The organism is Sulfitobacter sp. HGT1, assembly GCF_013282155.1.
Lineage (GTDB): Bacteria > Pseudomonadota > Alphaproteobacteria > Rhodobacterales > Rhodobacteraceae > Sulfitobacter.
Map to the genome: position 1 here is coordinate 151,107 of NZ_BLWI01000008.1, position 18,712 is coordinate 169,818.

15 protein-coding genes and 3 pseudogenes are annotated in these 18,712 nt (G+C 60.3%); 5 read left to right on the plus strand and 13 right to left on the minus strand.

The genetic code is table 11. The features are described from left to right. The first annotated feature begins 3 nt into the window (after positions 1-3). Positions 4-1,227: an MFS transporter gene (locus tag HGT1_RS06990; RefSeq protein WP_176249217.1), complete on the plus strand. Its 1,224-nt coding sequence runs from the start codon at positions 4-6 to the stop codon at positions 1,225-1,227. 2 nt (positions 1,228-1,229) lie between these two features. Here the strand turns inward: HGT1_RS06990 and HGT1_RS06995 are convergent, their stop codons facing one another. From HGT1_RS06995 to cysS, 4 genes are all read right to left on the minus strand, one after another. Further along, positions 1,230-1,997 carry a squalene/phytoene synthase family protein gene (locus tag HGT1_RS06995; RefSeq protein WP_176249218.1) on the minus strand — a complete coding sequence of 256 codons (768 nt, stop codon included), beginning with the start codon at positions 1,995-1,997 and terminating at the stop codon, positions 1,230-1,232. Beyond that, positions 1,987-2,973: an alpha/beta hydrolase gene (locus HGT1_RS07000; protein ID WP_217902977.1), complete on the minus strand. Its 987-nt coding sequence runs from the start codon at positions 2,971-2,973 to the stop codon at positions 1,987-1,989. Before HGT1_RS07000 ends, HGT1_RS06995 begins: the two co-directional genes overlap by 11 nt. Before the next feature lie 18 nt (positions 2,974-2,991). Next, complete coding sequence (cimA, locus tag HGT1_RS07005; protein WP_176249219.1) at positions 2,992-4,608, minus strand: citramalate synthase; 1,617 nt, start codon at positions 4,606-4,608, stop codon at positions 2,992-2,994. A gap of 106 nt (positions 4,609-4,714) precedes the next feature. Further along, the gene (gene cysS, locus HGT1_RS07010; protein WP_176249220.1) at positions 4,715-6,127 is read right to left on the minus strand and encodes a cysteine--tRNA ligase; all 1,413 of its coding nucleotides are present in this window, start codon (positions 6,125-6,127) and stop codon (positions 4,715-4,717) included. Between the two features lie 229 nt (positions 6,128-6,356). Between cysS and HGT1_RS07015 the strand changes: the two genes are divergently transcribed. After that, positions 6,357-7,529, plus strand: coding sequence for a pyridoxal phosphate-dependent aminotransferase (locus tag HGT1_RS07015; protein WP_176249221.1), 1,173 nt, complete (start codon positions 6,357-6,359; stop codon positions 7,527-7,529). A gap of 137 nt (positions 7,530-7,666) precedes the next feature. Here the strand turns inward: HGT1_RS07015 and HGT1_RS07020 are convergent, their stop codons facing one another. After that, on the minus strand, positions 7,667-8,263 hold the full coding sequence (locus HGT1_RS07020; RefSeq protein ID WP_176249222.1) for an outer membrane protein: 597 nt from the start codon (positions 8,261-8,263) through the stop codon (positions 7,667-7,669). A gap of 411 nt (positions 8,264-8,674) precedes the next feature. Between HGT1_RS07020 and HGT1_RS07025 the strand changes: the two genes are divergently transcribed. The 3 genes from HGT1_RS07025 to HGT1_RS07035 all read left to right on the plus strand — a co-directional run bounded on the left by HGT1_RS07025 (position 8,675) and on the right by HGT1_RS07035 (position 12,410). Continuing rightward, positions 8,675-10,213: a trimethylamine methyltransferase family protein gene (locus HGT1_RS07025; protein WP_176249223.1), complete on the plus strand. Its 1,539-nt coding sequence runs from the start codon at positions 8,675-8,677 to the stop codon at positions 10,211-10,213. 98 nt (positions 10,214-10,311) lie between these two features. Next, positions 10,312-11,673, plus strand: a complete 1,362-nt coding sequence (locus tag HGT1_RS07030; protein ID WP_176249224.1) for a phospholipase D-like domain-containing protein — start codon at positions 10,312-10,314, stop codon at positions 11,671-11,673. Continuing rightward, entirely contained in the window at positions 11,670-12,410 is a 741-nt protein-coding gene (locus HGT1_RS07035) for an endonuclease/exonuclease/phosphatase family protein (RefSeq protein ID WP_255200122.1), read from the plus strand. Before HGT1_RS07030 ends, HGT1_RS07035 begins: the two co-directional genes overlap by 4 nt. On the opposite strand, the pseudogene HGT1_RS07040 reads toward HGT1_RS07035, so the two are convergent. The 8 genes and pseudogenes from HGT1_RS07040 to HGT1_RS07075 form a co-directional block, all read right to left on the minus strand. Next, positions 12,402-12,893 (minus strand): annotated as a pseudogene (locus HGT1_RS07040) (amidohydrolase family protein); the annotation flags it as partial. The gene HGT1_RS07035 and the pseudogene HGT1_RS07040 sit on opposite strands and share 9 nt — an antisense overlap. A gap of 11 nt (positions 12,894-12,904) precedes the next feature. Beyond that, positions 12,905-13,705, minus strand: a pseudogene (locus tag HGT1_RS07045) (ATP-binding cassette domain-containing protein). Between the two features lie 3 nt (positions 13,706-13,708). Beyond that, positions 13,709-13,981: pseudogene (locus tag HGT1_RS07050) on the minus strand (BMP family ABC transporter substrate-binding protein); the annotation flags it as partial. A 171-nt stretch (positions 13,982-14,152) separates the two neighbouring features. Beyond that, positions 14,153-14,953, minus strand: a complete 801-nt coding sequence (gene hpaH, locus HGT1_RS07055) for a 2-oxo-hept-4-ene-1,7-dioate hydratase (protein ID WP_176249226.1) — start codon at positions 14,951-14,953, stop codon at positions 14,153-14,155. Then, positions 14,950-15,804 carry a fumarylacetoacetate hydrolase family protein gene (locus HGT1_RS07060; RefSeq protein WP_176249227.1) on the minus strand — a complete coding sequence of 285 codons (855 nt, stop codon included), beginning with the start codon at positions 15,802-15,804 and terminating at the stop codon, positions 14,950-14,952. The genes hpaH and HGT1_RS07060 overlap by 4 nt, the downstream gene beginning before the upstream one ends. A gap of 12 nt (positions 15,805-15,816) precedes the next feature. Then, a complete protein-coding gene (gene hpaD, locus HGT1_RS07065; protein ID WP_176249228.1) occupies positions 15,817-16,797 on the minus strand; it encodes a 3,4-dihydroxyphenylacetate 2,3-dioxygenase in 981 nt (326 codons plus the stop codon). Between the two features lie 15 nt (positions 16,798-16,812). Further along, on the minus strand, positions 16,813-18,318 hold the full coding sequence (gene hpaE / locus HGT1_RS07070; protein WP_176249229.1) for a 5-carboxymethyl-2-hydroxymuconate semialdehyde dehydrogenase: 1,506 nt from the start codon (positions 18,316-18,318) through the stop codon (positions 16,813-16,815). Then, the gene (locus HGT1_RS07075) at positions 18,315-18,707 is read right to left on the minus strand and encodes a 5-carboxymethyl-2-hydroxymuconate Delta-isomerase (protein ID WP_176249230.1); all 393 of its coding nucleotides are present in this window, start codon (positions 18,705-18,707) and stop codon (positions 18,315-18,317) included. Before HGT1_RS07075 ends, hpaE begins: the two co-directional genes overlap by 4 nt. Between the last annotated feature and the right edge of the window lie 5 nt (positions 18,708-18,712).

Consider the following 18,712-nt stretch of genomic DNA (forward strand, 5'->3'; position numbering starts at 1 on the left):
GCCATGACAATGATTGATGACACCCGCGCCAAGCGCAATGTGGCCGTTCTGGTCACCGCGCAGGCTTTCCTTGGCAGCCAGATGCCGATGTATTTCGTGATCGGCGGATTGGCGGGGCAACAGCTGTCGCCCAACGTCTGCCTTGCGACCTTGCCGATCTCGATGATCGTCTTCGGGTCGATGACCACGGCACCGTGGCTGTCCAGCGTGATGCAGAAATTCGGGCGGCGCACCGGGTTCATCATTGGCGCTTTTGGCGGCATGGCGGGGGCAGCGACCTGTGCCTATGCCCTGACGGTCCAAAGCTTTGCGATGTTCCTGCTGGGCAGCTACCTGATGGGCATCTACATGTCTTCCCAGGGTTTTTTCCGCTTTGCCGCGACCGACACCGCGTCGGATGAATTTCGCCCCAAGGCGATTTCCTATGTCATGGCGGGCGGGCTTTTGTCGGCCGTGCTGGGGCCGCAACTGGTGGGTCTGCTGACCGATTCCAGCCCTGATGCGACCGTGATGCGGTTTTTCCCCGTTTATGTGGCCGCAATCGCATTGAACGCGGTTGGCATGCTTTTGTTTGCGTTCCTGCAAATCCCCAAGCCACCTCTGCCATCGGTTGACGCCCCCAAGGGGCGGTCCCGGATGGAGCTGCTCAAGACGCCGCGCATTGCGGTCGCAGTGATCTGCGGCATGGTCTCTTATGCGTTGATGAACCTTGTCATGACATCGACGCCGCTGGCGGTTGTCGGCTGTGGCTATAACATCGTGGATGCGTCCCATGTGGTCACTGGCCATGTTCTGGCAATGTACGCGCCGTCTTTCTTTACCGGCCATCTGATCGCGCGCTTTGGCGTCGAAAAGATCCTTGGACTTGGCATCGCAATTCTGGCGGTCGCAGGCATGGTCGCCCTGCAAGGGGTCGTGCTGGGCAATTTCTATGTCGCCCTGATCCTGTTGGGGATCGGCTGGAACTTTGGCTTTATCGGGGCCACATCCATGCTGGCAGGCGCGCATGAACCGCACGAGCGGGGCCGGATGCAAGGCCTGAACGATCTGCTGGTGTTCGGCGGCGTGACCTTTGCATCGCTGGCCAGTGGCGGGTTGATGAACTGTTCAGGCGGCAGCGCCATCGAAGGCTGGGCCGCAGTGAATATCGCGATGATCCCGTTTCTGGTTTTGGCAGGCGGCGCGTTGATCTGGCTGGTGCTGCGTCAGAAATCGGCACAAGCCTAAGCTTACCACCGCCCGCTAAGTGCGCGCCACGACAGCGGAAAATCATCAAGCGCGGGCAAGCTGCCATCCCCCACCCGCGACGGTTCGCGGATCGCGGCCTCAAGCACAGCAGCACTTGCCCCGATGCTGAACAGCGCAGGCCGCGCTGCTGCCGACACCTTGCCGCGCTGGCTTCGGGCGTTTTGCAGCCGCCCAAGCGCCTTGTGCGCCAGGCCCGCCACCCCCGCATCAGTGCCATCCAGCAAAGGCACGCGGCCCTGTTCCACCAGTTGCGGAATGGCGTGAAACCACGCCGCCACCCCCGCGCCATAGCCGGCGTCACGCACCACGGTTTCATCCGCCGCACCCAGCCCCGAGGCCGCAACCCACATCAGGCTGCCCGCGGTCTGGTCGATATAGGCGTCAAAATGCGCGGTATCCTCGAAGGCATCGCGGTAAATATCCCAACGGCGCGCCCCCACCAGCGTATCAAGGCACCGCGCCTGATCTGCGGTCAGGACTGACGCCAAAGGCGTCGCGACCTCGTGGCGGCGCACAGGGCCGTCCTGGCTGATCTCTTCGCAGACATCGCGCCACCATTGCAGGCGCATTTCGGCAATCATCGCCTCTTGCGTGACCCAAGGTGCACGGGCCACTTCGATGTTGAAAGCATATAGCGGGAACAAAACGCGCCGCGCTTTGACTGGGGCCGCCATGGTCGCGCGAAACCGCAACGGGTCCGCGCGCTCAACAATGGCGGCGCAGGCGGTCAGATCATCATCAAATTGCATCAAGAAAACCCCCGATTGCCTGAACCGTTTCGGGGGCGTCAACGATCCCCAAATGCCCTTTGCCCGGCACAATCACATAGGTGCCTTTGTCGCTCACTGCGGCCATCGTTTCCTCGTATTTATCTGCGTAAAACGCTTCATCATCGGCTCCGGCGATCACCACGAACGGCGGCAGCCCCGCCACATCAGCCAGATAGTCATCCCGTGGTGCAAATCCGGTGTTCAGCCGGTAACTATAACCCGTGGTCGCCGTATCGCCCAAAGGCCCGTCCAGCACCAGATCGGGCATCGCAAACCGGATCACGGTCTTGTCGTTAAACGTCGAAATGCCAACGGCGTTCAGGATCGACAGGCCGATCATCCGGCGCTGATGCACAGTCGCCCATCCGCCCGCATTTTTCCGCGTGGTCGGCGCGTTATGCTTTAGAAACGGGGCGATCAGCACCGCCCCATCCAGCAACTGGCCATAATCGCTGCCCGCAAACCGCACGACCAACCCGCCGCCCGAGGAATGCCCGCCCAGAACGATCTTTTGGCCCGGTTCGTGTAGCGCAGTGATCAGATCAACCAGATCATCCTCAAGCTGGTTGACGTAATCAATATCCCCGCGCCGCCCCGGTGCAGCACCATGGCCCCGCAAATCAGGGACCAGAACCGTGGCCTTCTTGCTCAGCTGTTGGGCGATCTGCACAAATTGCAATCCGTGCCACCCCGACCCGTGCACCAAGACCAACATCGGTGCCCCCAAAGGCCCGTCAAAACGACGGTAGGCCAGCGCGTAGCCATCGCGCATCGTGGCATTCTGCAGCGGCGGTGCCACGGTGCCCCCTGCGGTATTCGCCAGATAGTCTGCGAAATCCAACCCGCCCGTTGCCGCGACTGGCGCGGCTGGCGTGGCCGGATCACTCACAACAAGAACAACAGCGACAGCCAGCGTGATCACCACGCTCAGCACAATGGCCAGGAGGGTTTTCAACAGCATCCCTTTGGTCCCTTATGCCTTCAGGTCTCGGATCAGTTTCCACCGGATCGCGTCCAGCAACGCCTCGAAGGACGCATCCACGATGTTGGCCGATACCCCTACGGTTGACCAACGCCGCCCCTGCCCGTCTTCGCTGTCGATGATCACGCGGGTCACCGCTTCGGTGCCGCCTTGGGTAATGCGCACCTTGTAATCGACCAGATGCATATCCTCCAGCAGGGCCGAATACTGCCCCAAATCCTTGACGATCGCCTTGGAAAGCGCGTTCACCGGGCCACGGTCGCAGCCTTCCTCATCCATGCTTTCACTTACCGAAAGCCGCTTTTCACCGTCGACTTTGACGACGACAACGGCCTCCGACAGGCTGACCATCTGGTCGTATTTATTCTTGCGCCGCTCAACCGTAACGCGATAGCGCTTGACCTCGAACAGGTCGGGCATCTGCCCCAGGGCCTGCCGCGCCAACAGCTCGAAACTGGCCTGCGCGGTATCATAGCTATAGCCATCGGCCTCGCGTGCCTTGACCTGATCGAGGATCAGCCCCAACGCCGGATCGCCCTTGGCAATCGTCAGGCCTGCGCTTTCCAAACGGCGGCGCAGATTGGATTGACCCGCCTGATTGGACATCGGAATGATCCGCGCATTGCCCACCCGTTCGGGCGGAATATGCTCGTAAGTCGACGGGTCTTTCAGAATCGCGCTCGCATGCAGCCCCGCCTTGTGAGCAAAGGCCGAAGACCCCACAAACGCCGCCTGTTTCATCGGCACACGGTTCAGGATTTCATCAAGACTGCGGCTGATCTGGGTCAGCCCCTCAAGCGCCTCCAGACTGATCCCGGTCTCAAACGTGCTGGCATAGGGCTCTTTCAGCAGCAAGATCGGGATCAACGTGGTCAGATTTGCATTACCGCAGCGTTCGCCCAGCCCGTTCAACGTGCCCTGTATCTGCCGCGCACCGGCATCCACCGCCGCCAGCGAACAGGCGACCGCGTTTTCGGTGTCGTTATGGGTGTGAATGCCCAGATGGCTGCCCGGAATGCCCGCCGCAATCACCTCAGCCGTGATCCGCCCCACCTCGGCGGGCATGGTGCCGCCATTGGTGTCACACAGCACAATCCAGCGCGCGCCAGCGTCATAGGCGGCCTTGATCGCCGTCAGCGCATAGGCGCGATTGGCGCGGTACCCGTCAAAGAAATGCTCCGCATCAAACAGCGCCTCGCGCCCTTGCGCCACCAGATAGGCAATTGATTTCGCAATGTTTTCTGTATTTTCATCCAGCTCGATGCCAAGCGCGGCAGTCACGTGGAAATCATGGGTCTTGCCCACCAGACAAACGGTCTCGGTACCCGCGTTCATCACAGCGGCCAACACGTCATCATTCTCGGCCGAAAACCCCGCCCGTTTGGTCATGCCAAAGGCCGTCATCCGGGCACGGGTGCGCGGCGCATCCTCGAAAAACGCGGAATCCGTAGGGTTCGCCCCCGGCCATCCGCCCTCAATATAATCCACCCCCAGCCCGTCCAAAGCATTCGCGATGGTGATTTTCTCGGCGGTCGAAAACTGCACCCCTTGGGTCTGCTGCCCGTCCCGAAGCGTGGTGTCATAAAGATAAAGGCGTTCTCTCGTCACTTCCGCACCCCCACCTTCATTTTGCCAAATAAACTCCGGGGAGCGTGAGGGGCTGGCCCCTCACTCCGGTCCCAACAAACTGCCCCGCCGTTGCCAACTGCGCGCATCATTTGAGAGCCTCTAGTTTCGTTGGGTCAAAATTAGGGCCTGCTATGACTTCAACGCCGTCCTTGCTCATTCGCACTTCTGCACCAGCGTCCAGTAGCGCTGCCTTGAACACATCGACCAGATCAAAATTTTTACTTAGCTTAGCGTCATTTCGTAAAGCATCCATACGCTGTCTCAAAGAAGCCAGAAGCTCACTTGCTCCAGTTCCAGAGCCCGACGAATAGGCACGGCGCGCTTTTTCTTCTTCCAAACGAGCCTTATCGGACAGAAACCCCAGCCACCGCGCGTGGTCGAGCAGTTTCTGCGGCTGCGCGGTCAGACCGTTCAGGTAAACAAGTGCGAGATGAGTATTCAGATCATCGGCGATGGCTTCGACAAACTTTGGATCAGGCTCAAACAAACCAGCATCGAATGGCTGCAAATTCCATGTCAGGTTCATCCATTTCCGCAGAGTCTTCTCGGCCTCTTCCCGCTTCTTCTCCGTCCAGTCCATCGGCTTGCGGTAATGCGTGCTCAGCATCACAAAACGGATCACCTCGCCCGGCACACCTTGGTCCAGCAAATCACGCACGGTAAAGAAGTTGCCCAGCGACTTGGACATCTTCTTGCCCTCGACCTGCAACATCTCGTTATGCAGCCAGTAATTGGCAAAGCCCGACCCCGGATGGGCACAGCAGCTTTGGGCGATCTCGTTTTCATGATGCGGGAACATCAGATCGTTGCCGCCGCCGTGAATGTCGAAATGCGCGCCCAGCAACTCGAACGACATGGCCGAACATTCGATATGCCACCCCGGACGGCCACGGCCCCACGGACTGTCCCAGCCCGGCGTGTCCGCATCCGACGGTTTCCACAGCACGAAATCCATCGGGTTGCGCTTGTAGGGGGCCACTTCGACCCGCGCACCGGCGATCATGTCGTCAATCGACCGCCCCGACAGCGCGCCATAGTCCTTGTAACTTTCAACGGCGAACAACACATGCCCCTCGGCGGCATAGGCATGACCACTGGTGATCAACCCCTCGATCATCTCGATCATCTGCGGAATATACGCCGTTGCGCGCGGCATCTCGTTCGGCTCAAGCGCCCCAACGGCCGCCATATCGTCCAGAAACCACTGGGTCGTCTCTGCGGTGATCTCTCCGATCGACCGACCGCTTTGCGCCGCACGTGCGTTGATCTTGTCATCCACGTCGGTAAAATTTCGCACATAGGTCACATGATCCGGCCCGTAGACATGGCGCAGCAACCGGTACAGCACGTCGAACACGATCACCGGCCGCGCGTTGCCCAGATGGGCGCGGTCATACACCGTGGGCCCGCAGACATACATCCGCACGTTTTCAGGGTCGATGGGAACGAAATCCTCGCGTTTGCGGGTTTTCGTGTTGTGCAGCTTGATCGTCGTCATATGGCGCGTCCTTACGCAAGTATGGCGCGGGCATGGCACATTTGTTTTGAAAAGAAAACGCTATGAACAGGCCCGCCGGAAAGTCTCAGCAGGGAATACAGCAAATAATGAGTGTGTTCATCGTCATGGCACCTGCCTAGCGCGGGGCAGCCCTATGGGTCAAGCTTGATTGACAAAGCCCGCCACCTCTGCGCCCCTGCGGCGCAAACAGATCAATCGGAGATAACGAATGCAGCTTTCCTCACGCATCACAGGTCTTTTGGGCGGCGGATCAGATGGCTGGGGCGTGTTCCTGCGCGCCCGCCAGATGATCTCTGACGGCACCCCCGTCACCGAACTGACCATCGGAGAGCATGACATCCGCACCGCAGCACCGATTTTGCAGGAAATGCACCGGGCGGCCCTTGCCGGGCACACGGGCTATGCCTCGGTTCCCGGCACCACCGCCTTGCGCGATACCGTCGCCCGGCGCGTGCAGGACCGCACCGGCGTGCCCACGACCCGCGATAACGTGGTTATCACCCCCGGCGGCCAGGCCGCCCTGTTCGCCGCCCATGCCGCCGCCACCAACCCCGGTGACACGGCGCTGTTCATTGATCCCTATTATGCGACCTATCCCGGCACGATCCGCGGTGTCAGTGCCGTGCCAAAAGCAGTCCCCGCCCATGCCGATGACGCCTTCCAGCCCCGTGCCGATGTAATCGCTGCCGCCGCACCGGGGGCAAAGTCGCTGCTGGTCAATTCGCCCAACAACCCCACCGGCGTGGTCTATTCCCGCTCCACCCTCGACGGCATTGCGCGGGCCTGCATGGATCACGACCTGTGGCTGATCTCTGACGAAGTCTACGACACGCAAGTCTGGAAAGGCACACATCTGTCGCCCCGCGCCCTGCCCGATATGGCCGACCGCACGCTTGTTGTCGGCTCCATGTCGAAAAGCCACGCCATGACCGGGTCGCGCTGCGGCTGGATCGTGGGGCCGGCGGATGCCATCGAACATCTGACCAATCTTGCCACCCATACCACCTACGGCGTGCCGGGCTTTATCCAGGATGCCGCCCAATTCGCCCTGAACCAAGGCCCCGCTTTCGAAACAGAAATCGCCGCCCCCTTCCAGCGCCGCCGTCTGCTGGCCCAGGATATCATCGCGCGCCAGAATGCCGTGTCCTTGGTGCCCGCCGATGGGGCCATGTATCTGATGCTGGACATCCGTAGCACCGGCATGTCCGGCGAAGACTTCGCCTATGCCCTGCTCGAGGCCCATTATATCGCGGTGATGCCGGGGGAAAGCTTCGGTCAGGCAGCCGCGGGCCATATCAGGGTTGCGATGACCATCGAAGACACCGCTTTTGCGCAGGCCCTGAAAACCCTGTGCGATTTCGCCGACAGCCGCATCAAATAGCAACCGCACCGCCAAAACGTATCAGAGGCCGGGGATTGCTCCCTGGCCCCTGTTCTCTGGCTCTTAAATATCCCCGCCGGAGGCACCTTTTCAGGCACCCCCAAGGGTCACACCGCCAGTTTTCTCACTTGGTCGCCTTAAAAGCGGTAGGAACCGCGCAGGGTAAAGGTTGTCACGTCCAGATCGTCACCGACAACACCACCGATATCCTTGAAACGGTGCTCCAGCAGCTCCGCACCAACGGTGTAGCGTTCCGAGACCTTATAGCTCATGCCGATACCATAGAACGCGCCATCTTCGTCGCCGCCCGACGTGTCAGCCAAGGCATAGCCACCGGTCGCATAGACCAATGTGTTACCAAAGTCGTAACCGCCCTTGATCTTGGCACGTGCAACGGAATCAATTGTTGCTGCACCACCGTTCAGGTCGATGTTGGTTTGGTCATAATCAAGCTCGCCGCCCAGGACGAACTGACCGAAATCATAGTCATAGCCAGCGTGGAAGCCATAAAGGCCGTTGTCGCCATCCAGCACGCCCGGGCCATCTGCATCGCCATAGCCGAGCTGCAAACCAGCGTAAAAACCGGTCCAATCGCCGCCAGTGTTGATGACTGGAACGGGTTCCATCATCACAGGTTCGATCACGGGTTCGCTCAGGCTGCCGGCAAAGACGGAGCCTGCGAAAGCAGATGATGCGACAAGAGCGGCTGAAGCAATTTTCATTGTACGTTTCATAATAGATAACTCCTTGAAGTATTATGTCCGAGCGGGGCAATCCCGCCTCGATGACATAACTCGCAAAGTAGGCATCGGTTTCAATCACCACTTGTCATAGATCAATCGGGGGGCGGTTTGTTGCTGTTTTGCCTTGCCCGTCGGCGGAGGGCCGCCACCCATTGCCCTTGTTCACAAGGAGTTCACTTGGTCGCAAACAGAATTTACGTCGCAAACAAGACAGCGTCGGCGACTTTATTTTCGCAGCATCGGAACAATCTTGGGAGCAGGTTCATGAAAACAGACCACTGCATCGCGACGCGTGTCAGCCGCACCATCGGTGCGGATCGCGGGCGTGCGGCACGGGGGGCACCCTTGGGCCACTAGCTTGGCCTTTCGCACCCTGACAGTCACCAATACTGGATTCACTTCATGACCGTACAAACACCTCACCGCACTGGTGGCCGCGCCGCACGCCGTGCCGCACGCGCTGCCCCCCTTGCCGATCATCTGCGCCCGGTTCGGGCTGGCATGTCGGGCGGCACCTATAATCCGCTGTCCCCCGCCGCGATGGACCGTATCCATCTGGCCGTTCTGGACGCGCTGGAACAGATCGGCCTTGCCGACGCGCCCCCTTCGGGAATTGCCTATATGACCGGTGCCGGTGCCATTCTGGGCGACGACGGCCGGCTGCGCTTTCCCCGTGCGCTGATCGAAGACACGATCGCATCGGCCAACCGCTCTGTCACCTTGCATGGCCGTGATCCAAAGCACGATCTGGAACTGTCGGGCACCAAGGTCCATTACGGCACCGCCGGGGCCGCTGTGCATCTGGTCGAAGTGGACGGGCGCACCTACCGCGAATGTGGCGTGCAAGACCTGCATGATGCCGCGCGCATTGCCGACCAGCTCGACAACCTGCATTTCGTGCAGCGCCCGATGGTGTGCCGCGACATCCCCGACAACCTCGAGATGGATTTGAATTCGATCTATGCCTGCTGTGCGGGCACCACCAAACATGTGGGGGTTTCCTTTACCGAACCGTCTTTTGTGCCGCACGGGCTGGAACTCCTGCACATGATCGCGGGAGGCGAAGACAAATGGCGCGCACGGCCTTTCGTGTCGAATTCGAACTGCTTTGTCGTGCCCCCGATGAAATTTGCCACCGAAAGCTGTCTGGTGATGGAGGCGTTGATCGACGGCGGCATGCCGATCCTGCTGCTGTCGGCCGGTCAGGCCGGTGCCACCGCCCCTGCCCCCATTGCCGGTGCGATCGTTCAGGCGGTTGCGGAATGTCTGGCAGGGCTGGTCTATGTCAACGCGATCAAGCCGGGGCATCCCGCGATCTTTGGCACATGGCCCTTTGTCAGCGACCTGCGCACCGGTGCCATGTCGGGCGGGTCCGGCGAACAGGCGCTGCTGACGGCGGGTTGTGCACAGATGCACCGTTACTATGACCTGCCCGGCGGCGCTGCGGCGGGCATTGCCGATGCCAAGCTGCCCGATATGCAAGCGGGGTGGGAACAGGCGATGTCGAATGTGATGGCGGGCATGTCCGGCCTGAACATGGTCTACGAGGCCGCAGGCATGCACGCCTCCTTGCTGGGGTTCTGTCTGGAATCGCTGATTTTGGGGGATGATCTGATCGGTCAGGCCCTGCGCTGCGTGCGCGGCATCGAAGTCACCGAGGACAGTGTCAGCCTTGAGGTGATCCGCGCCACCTGTATCGGCGGCCCGGGGCATTATCTGGGCTCCGACCAGACCCTGAGCCTGATGCAGACCGAATATATCTATCCCGCACTGGCCGACCGCACATCGCCCAAGGAATGGGCCGAACTGGGCAAACCCGATCTGCTGGCCAAGGCGACAGCCCGCAAGGAAGAAATCCTGGCCCAGCGTGCAAATGCGCGGTTTGATCCCGCAACCGACCGGATGATCCGCGAAAGGTTCAATATCCACCTGCCCCAATAACATGCAACTCCCCCCGTGACTTCGCGGGGGGCTCTGTTAAGTCTTGAAGCGGGGCGCGACATCGCCCCTTACCGCAAGAAGACATGCAGGGACCCTCTATGTTCGGCTTTATCACCACCCATATCGAGGTCGTGGGCGTCATTCTTTTGACGTTGCTGGTTGCGTTCATTCTGCTGCAACAGCGGCGCAGCCCCCAATCCACTGCCGCGTGGATCCTGTTTCTGGTGTTATTACCCTATGTGGCCGTGCCGGTGTTTTTGGGCCTTGGGTTTCGCAAACAAAACAAGAAGTACAACCCGATCCGGTTTTCCGACAAGGAACACCACCGCACGCCGGTACACGCGCTGGATCACACCTTTCAGGCCTTCAACATGCCCCCCGCCGTCGAGGCCCAAAGCTTCAGGCTGCTCGACAGCCCGCAGGCCACATTTCATGCGCTGATGGAGATGATCGAAACCGCCGAACACAGCATTGATTGCCTGTTCTATATCGTTACCGACGACGACACCGGCAGGCGCTTTGTCCAGGCGCTGACCGCCAAGGCCAGGGCCGGCGTCAAAGTGCGGCTGCTCATGGACCGGATCGGCACCATGCGCGGCCCCCACAAGGCGATGAAAGCGCTGAGAGAGGCAGGTGCCGACGTGCTGTTCTTTTCGCCGTTTCTGCAATTGCCCAGTTCGGGCCACCTGAACCTGCGCAATCACCGCAAGATCATCATCGCCGACAATGCCCGCGTTTTCTCGGGGGGGATGAACATCGGGGCCAACTACATGTCGGACGCGCCCACCGATGCAAGCTGGGTCGATCTGGCTTATCTGCTCGAAGGGTTGGCCGTACAGGGGTTTTGCGATGTCTTCAGATCCGATTGGGAGGTCGCAAGCGGTAACGATATCAAGCTGACCAGCCCCGCCCCGAAATCTGCGGGCCTTGCCACGGTACAACTGATCCCCTCGGGCCCCGATATTGCCGAAGACCCCCTGCATGACGGGCTGATCCGCGCCCTGCATCTGGCACATTCGCGCATCTGGATCGCGACACCGTATTTCGTGCCGACCGAACCCTTGTCCAATGCCCTGCGCATCGCGGCCCTGCGCGGTGTCGATGTCAGGATCATGGTGCCGCAGAAATCGTTGCAGCCGATCGCCGATTTCGCCCGCGGTGCCTATCTGCGCGACGCTGAAACAGCCGGTGCCGTGATCCACTATTTCACCCCTGCGATGATGCACGCCAAGGCGATGGTGATTGATGACGCCGCCGCCATGGGCACGGCCAATTTCGACGTGCGCAGCATGTTGCTGAACTTTGAGGCGATGTTGTTTCTTTATGATGCGGGCAGCGTGGCGGATTTGTCTGACTGGTTCACCGCCGGTTTTGCGCAGTGCCACACAAACACGCCGCACCCGACCTTGCCGCGCCGGCTGTCCGAGGCCATATTCCGCATCGGAGCCCCGATGTTATGACCGCACCAGATACCACCACCGCCCCCACGCTGCGCATCGCCAGCTATAATATGCGCAAGGCCAAGGGCACGGACCGCCAACGCGACCCTGACCGGATCATGCGGATCATCCGCGATCTGGATGCCGAAATCGTTGTGCTGCAAGAGGCCGACATGCGCCTTGGTGAACGCCCCTCGGCCCTGCCGATGGATATGCTGACCGCCGAAACCGGCCTGATCGCAGTGCCCGTGCCCAGCAAGGTCAGCATGGGCTGGCATGGCAACGCGATCTTGCTGACCCCGCGCGCCGAAGTTCAGGATGTCCAGCACATCAACCTGCCCGGTGCCGAACCGCGCGGCGCGATGGTGGTGGATACCGATATCGGCGGCATCGCATTGCGCGTCATTGCCACCCATCTGGGCCTGATGCGCCGGTCGCGCCGGGCGCAGCTGTCAGCGCTGATCGCCCATCTGGACGCGCGGTCGCGCCGCCCGACGCTGATTGCCGGTGATATGAACGAATGGTCACAGACTGTCGGGCTTGGCCGGCTGGCACACCACTTTAACATCCACGCACCGGGCAAGAGCTTTCATGCGCGCATGCCCATGGCCGCCCTTGACCGGATTGCGATGGATGACGATCTGCGGCTGGTCGGCGGCGGCGTGGTTGAAACACCGGATGCCAAGCGCGCGTCGGATCATCTGCCGATTTGGCTCGATTTCATGCCGCTAATGGGTTTCGGCCGCGATTTACTGTGACGTCTTATGCCGCCGCCCCACGCGGTCAGGCCGCCCCGGCAGGTTAAGCACCGTGTCAGACCGTGGCCCCCGCGCGATCACCCTGCCCTTGGCGATCACACATAACCGGTTGGCCCGCAGGCGCAGCGCCTCTATCGGGTCACCGGCATCCAGCACCACCAGTGATGCCTTGGCCCCGACCTCCGATCCGTAATTCTGCAAGCCCATGGTGCGCGCATTGCCCGTGGTCACCATGTCAAAGCATTTGCGCAACGCGTCCGGGCTGGTCATCTGCGCCACCTGCAACCCCATCAACGCCACGTCCAGCATGTCGCCCGTTCCCAGCGAATACCACAGGTCCGGCACGCAATCCTGCCCCCAGCCGACATTGATCCCCATCGCCAGCATTTCCTTGAACCGCGTCAGGCCGCGCCGCTTGGGGAATGTATCATGGTGCCCCTGCAAGACGATGTTGATCAGCGGGTTCGGGATCACGTTGAGGCCCGGGATGCCCCCTAATTCGGTTTACTTATATTATCATTTGAAAGCAGTGCCTTACATGGTGAAGGCAATGTGATATCGGGGGGCTTTGCCACCGTGCCCATCATCAGCGCCGGCAATGGGTTCTTATCCGTGTCAGCGGTACGGGTCTGGGCGACCAACTTGCTATAGCGCAGCGCCGTAACACGGTCGGATATCTCTATAACCTCATGTAATTTATGGAAAATAAAGGGTATCGACAAACCGTTTGCGGTTGCCAATCGAAGGGTTGCGAAGAGGTCATCTGCTTCTTGCGGGGGCAGATGTGCGGTGGGTTCGTCAAGGATCAGGATTTTCACATACCGGTACAACGCCTTAAAGATTTCCACCCGCTGGCGTTCGCCGACCGACAGGCCGCCCACCCGCGCCGAAGGTTCAACCATAAGTTTAAATATGCCTTACAATTATTTGTTTTTGAACGGTATTCAAACCTTCTTAAAGTGAAAATAATTCAGCGATTGGACGCCAGGCGCGATGTTCTCCAACACCGTCAGATTATCCGCCAAGGTGAAATGCTGATGCACCATGGCATCGCGCGCGGCACGCGCATTGCCCGGCGGCAGGGTCTGGCCGAACACCTGCACCGACACTCTGCTGGCGGTATCGCCCCCGAACACGATATTCATCAACGTCGTCATGCCTGCGCCGTTTTCCTCCAACAGCGCCACGACCCCGGCCCGATGCAAAGACAAGCTGACCGCGTCATTCGCGACCAGCCTGCCAAAGCGTTTGATGATGGCGTCAAAGCGCAGAACGACCTCTGAGGTTGCCATCATGGGTTACGGCGACGTGGGTTCGCAATCGTCGATCTCGACGGTGAAATCACCTGACATGATCTCGGCCTCGCGCTTTTTGACCAGTTCAAGCGCGGCTTCGGGGGCCTTACCCTCAAACGTGCCCAAGGGGGCCAGAACGGTGCCGCCCTCTTTGGTGAACGCATAGATCCCGAAATCCGCCGCCATGCACATGCCTAGGTGCACTTCGGCAATCGTCTTGTCCAAGGTCGGCGCAAAGTTCCAGATCGCCGAGGCAACGACGGTTTCAGGCCATTCCCGGCTTCGGCATATTCACACACGACGCGGGCATAGTCGGTGTTGCTGACGTTCTCCGAATAGACATGGTCGATATCGCCCGCGCGCCTTGGCCGCCATCGCTGCCTTGTGAATGCGGCTGACCCAAATGCCAGCGACCTAGATCGGTTCGGCAGCCAGCGCGGCAACGGGTCAGGCAAAGGTCAACTGCACGCGGCCGAATGCCCCGAAATCCGCGTCGAATACGCTGCCGGGTTCTGCCTCGATCGGGCGGATGAACGACCCTGACAGAACGGTTTCGCCAGCCGACAGACCCATGCCATAGACGGCAAGCCGTTGGACCAGCCAGACAATCCCCATCACCGGATCATTCAGCACGCCTGCGCCCAATCCGGTTTCTTCGACCACCCCGTTGCGTTTGACCACGGCCCCGACCCAACGCAAATCTTGCGCGTCGATCCTGTGCCGCTCAGCCCCCAAAACGATGCCCGCATTGGCCGCATTATCCGCCACCGTGTCATAGATCACCCGCGGTTTGCCGGTCGCCGGATCAGTACGCAACACACGGGTGTCGAGGATTTCGAGCGCGGGGGTCACATGGTCGGTCGCTGCAATAACGGCATCGCGCGTGACATCCGCGCCGGCCAGATCGGTTTTCATGACAAAGGCAATCTCGGCCTCGATCCGGGGTTGGATGAACCGCCCCTTGGGCACCGTGTCGCCGGTCTGGAACACCATGTCATCCAGCAGAACGCCGCTGTCAGGTGTGGTGATGTTGAGCGCCTGTTGCATGGCGCGGCTGGTCAGGCCGATCTTCCAACCAATGACACGCGCCCCCGCCGCCCGTTTGCGCGCGACCAGGGCGGCCTGCACGGCATAGGCATCGTCCAGCGTGATGGCGGGATAGGCAAGGCTCAGCAGCCCGCATTGCTGGCCGCTGAGTTCGGCCTGAAACAACATGTCGGCGGCGGCGGTAATTTCAGCAGGGGTCATTCGTCGGTTACTCCGTTGCGCAAGATGCCGATGCCTTGGGCTTCGACCTCGACCACGTCACCGGGCACCAGCCAGACCGGCGGATCAAACCGCGCACCCGCACCCGTGGGCGTGCCCGTGATGATGATGTCGCCCGCCACCAAAGTCGTGAAGGTCGAGATATAGGCGATCTGGCGCGCGACGGGAAACAGCATCCGCCCGGTGCGGTCCTTTTGGCGGAGCGCGCCGTTGACCCGCGTCTCGAGCGCGACATCGACGATCTGGTCAGGATTCGTAAAGGGCACCAACCAAGGGCCCATGGCCCCTGATCCGTCCCAATTCTTGCCCTGGGTCACGTTGAATTTCGCGTGACGCACCCAATCCCTTAATGTACCTTCATTACAAAGGGTTATTGCAGATATGTGATCCAGTGCATGAGCTTGGTCAATCCGTCTGCCACCTTTGCCGATAACGACAGCAATTTCGCCCTCGTAATCCAGCTGATGTGTCTCTGGTGGGCGGGTTAGAGGCGATTCATGCCCGACAAAGGAGCGCGGAAACCGGATGAACAGCGACATGTTGGGCGGTGCGTCTTGCCCGTCTTTATATTCGGCGTTGCGATCGGGGAAATTGACGCCCACGCAGATGATCTTTTCGGGATTTGGCACGGGAATATCCCAGCGGAAGGTGCCATTGGCGTGGCTGACAGCCCTGCCCTGTGCGGCGACCTCAAGCGATGAAAAACCATCGTTTTCAATCACATCGCGCAATGTCTTCCACTGCGGGAAATCGCCCGACAGCGCGATCATGCCGCCGTCTGACACAGCGCCGTAATATTGGGTGTCATCAACGGTGAATGTGGCAAATTTCATGGTGTACTTCCTTTAGGGTGCGATGATCGGTTGCGCCTTCAGATCGCTTTCAGCGACAGTGACCCCGTCGAAAAGCGACCCCAGTTCAAACCAGCTGCGCGGCGCTGCGGCCCCCCACAAGGTCTGGCGCTGCGGGTCTTTGAGATCCCATTTGATCGGTTCCATATCGGGGTCGATCGTCTGGTAATCCGAGCAGTAAATCTCGGTGCGGTGGCCATCCTGATCGCGGATATACAAGAAGAACGCGTTGGAAATCCCGTGCCGTCCGGGCCCGCGTTCGATGTTGGTCACATAGCCGGTCGTGCTCATCAGATCGAGCAGGTCGATGATGTTAAGCGGCGTCGGCACCCAGAACGCAAGGTGATGCAGGCGCGGGCCGGTGCCGTTGGTGAAGGCCACGTCATGCACGCCGCCCTTGCGCTGCATCCATGCGGCCCAGGTGCGGTCGGTTTCCTCGTCTGCGGTGTATTCGGTAACGCGAAACCCCATGTCGCCATAGAATTGCACCGACGCATCGACGTTGGGGCTGAACATGTTGAAGTGGTCGATGCGCAGCGGTTTCACGCCTTGGTACAGCTTGTACTTCTGATGGATCGACGGCAGCCGGTCCATCTTGGCATAAAACTCCAACGGGATACCCATCGGATCACGGGTGGACAGCACCCGGCCCATAAACGGGCGCTCGATCCATGCGGTGGGCAGATCGCGGGATCTGAACCATGCCTCGGCGCGGTCCAAGTCCTCTTCGCTCCAGACCTTAAAGCCCAGAACCCCCACCGATCCGGCTTCGGCTTTTTTCAGGATCACGCAGTGGTGGCCGCGTTCCTCCATGGCGCGCAGATAGATATGGGTCGCGTCCTCGTGGGTGACTTGCAGACCCAGGGTATCGACGTAAAACGCGCGGCTCCATGCCAGATCGGTCACGCGCAGTTCGACATGGCTGAGGCGGACGATGTTGAAGGGCGGGTTCAGGTTGGCGGCGGGAATTGGCATAGCGCTGTCCTTTGTTTACGCGCCCAGACGGGCAATTTTATGCTGGCCAAGGGCAAAGGCGGTGTTTTTCTGCTCCATATAGAAATCAAACGACCATTGCCCGCCATCACGGCCGATCCCGCTGGCCTTGGTGCCGCCAAAGGGTGTCGGCAGGTGGCGCACGTTGTCGGAATTCACCCAGATCATCCCCGCATCCAGCGCGTCCGAGAACCGCAAGGCGCGGGTGACATCATTGGTCCAGACATATCCCGTCAGCCCGTAATCGACATCATTGGCGATGCGCAACGCCTCGTCTTCGTCCTTGAACCGGATCGAGGTCAGGACCGGGCCAAAGATTTCCTCCTGCGAAATCCGCATTTTCGGGGTCGCGTGGGTAAACAGGGTCGGCTTGACGAACCAGCCCTTCCCGTCAGGTGCCGTGCCGCCTGCGGCCACAGTCGCACCATCCGTGCGGGCAATGTCAAAATAGCTGCACACCTTGTCGTAATGTACCTTGTGGATCAGTGGGCCGACTTCGGTGGCAAGGTCCAGCGGATGACCGACGCGAATGGTGTTGACCCGCTCGACCAGTCGCGCCTCGAATGCGTCGGCAATCGTGTCTTGCACCAACAAGCGGCTTGACGATGTGCAGCGTTCCCCGTTCAGCGAATAGATCATGAAGATCGTCGCATCCAAGGCGCGTTCGAAATCGGCATCATCGAATACCACAACCGGGTTTTTGCCGCCCAGTTCGAAATGGCAGCGCTTCAGGGTATCGGCCCCCTGTTTCATGATCATCGATCCGGTTTTGCTCTCTCCGACAAAGGCAATTGCCTTGATATCGGGGTGTTCGGTCAACGCGCGTCCTGCGTCTTCGCCCATGCCGTTGACCAGGTTCCAGACACCGGCGGGCAGACCCGCCTCGTGGGCGATCTCGGCCAGAATACGGGCGGTCAGCGGGCTGAATTCGGCGGGTTTATGCACGATGGTGCAGCCCGCGGCCAAGGCGGGCGCGATCTTCCAGGTGGACAGCATAAACGGCGTATTCCACGGCGTGATCACCCCCACGGGGCCGATGGGGCTGCGGCTGGTGATGTTCATGTGGCTGTTGGTGGGCAGCGATTGCCCGTCGCGTGCCGTCGGGGCCATGTCGGCGTAATAGCGAAAGTTTTCAGCCCCGCGCAGGGCGGCCTTGGACATGAAGCGGAACGCCTGCCCGGTGTCCCAGCATTCGCATAGCGCGATTTCTTCGGCGCGTGCCACGATCCCGTCGGCGATCTTGTGCAATATCTTTTTGCGGGCGGCCCCGTCCAGTGCGGCCCATGCCGGAAACGCGGCTTTGGCGGCTTTGGCGGCGCGGTCGATATCCTCTGCCGTGCCTTTGGCGACAGTACATATCAAGGTTTCATCCACCGGCGAACAGGTTTCAAAGCTTTGCTGACCGGCGATATCCTGACCGTCGATCAGGTTCAAAATCCCCTTGTCGCGAAACCGCGCCAGATGGGCGTCAAGCTTGGCAAGATGCGTGGCAAGATCGGTCATTGTAATTCCTTTGGCAGGTATTGGCGGATTGAACTGGATTTGAAGCTCAGCGCAGGGTCGATCTCGCGCATCTCCATCGACAGCATGAATGAAGAGCTTGCCATCACGGGGGCGCAGAACGCTTCCATCGCTTGAAAGATCGCTTTCGCGGCGGCCTGCTTGGCAGAATCCGCGCGCCCTGCCGCCAGCCGCACCGACAGATCCAGAAACGCGTGATCGGGGTTGCCATCGGCCATCACCACATGGGTGCAGGCGGTGGCGCGGACCCGAATGCCCGCCACAGGAAAAACGCCCGTCTTGGCTGCGGCATCGGCGACCACCTGACACAGCGCGGCAACGTCCAGACGCGCCGCAAGGTTGGGTGAATAATCAATGTGAAGATGTGGCATGAACC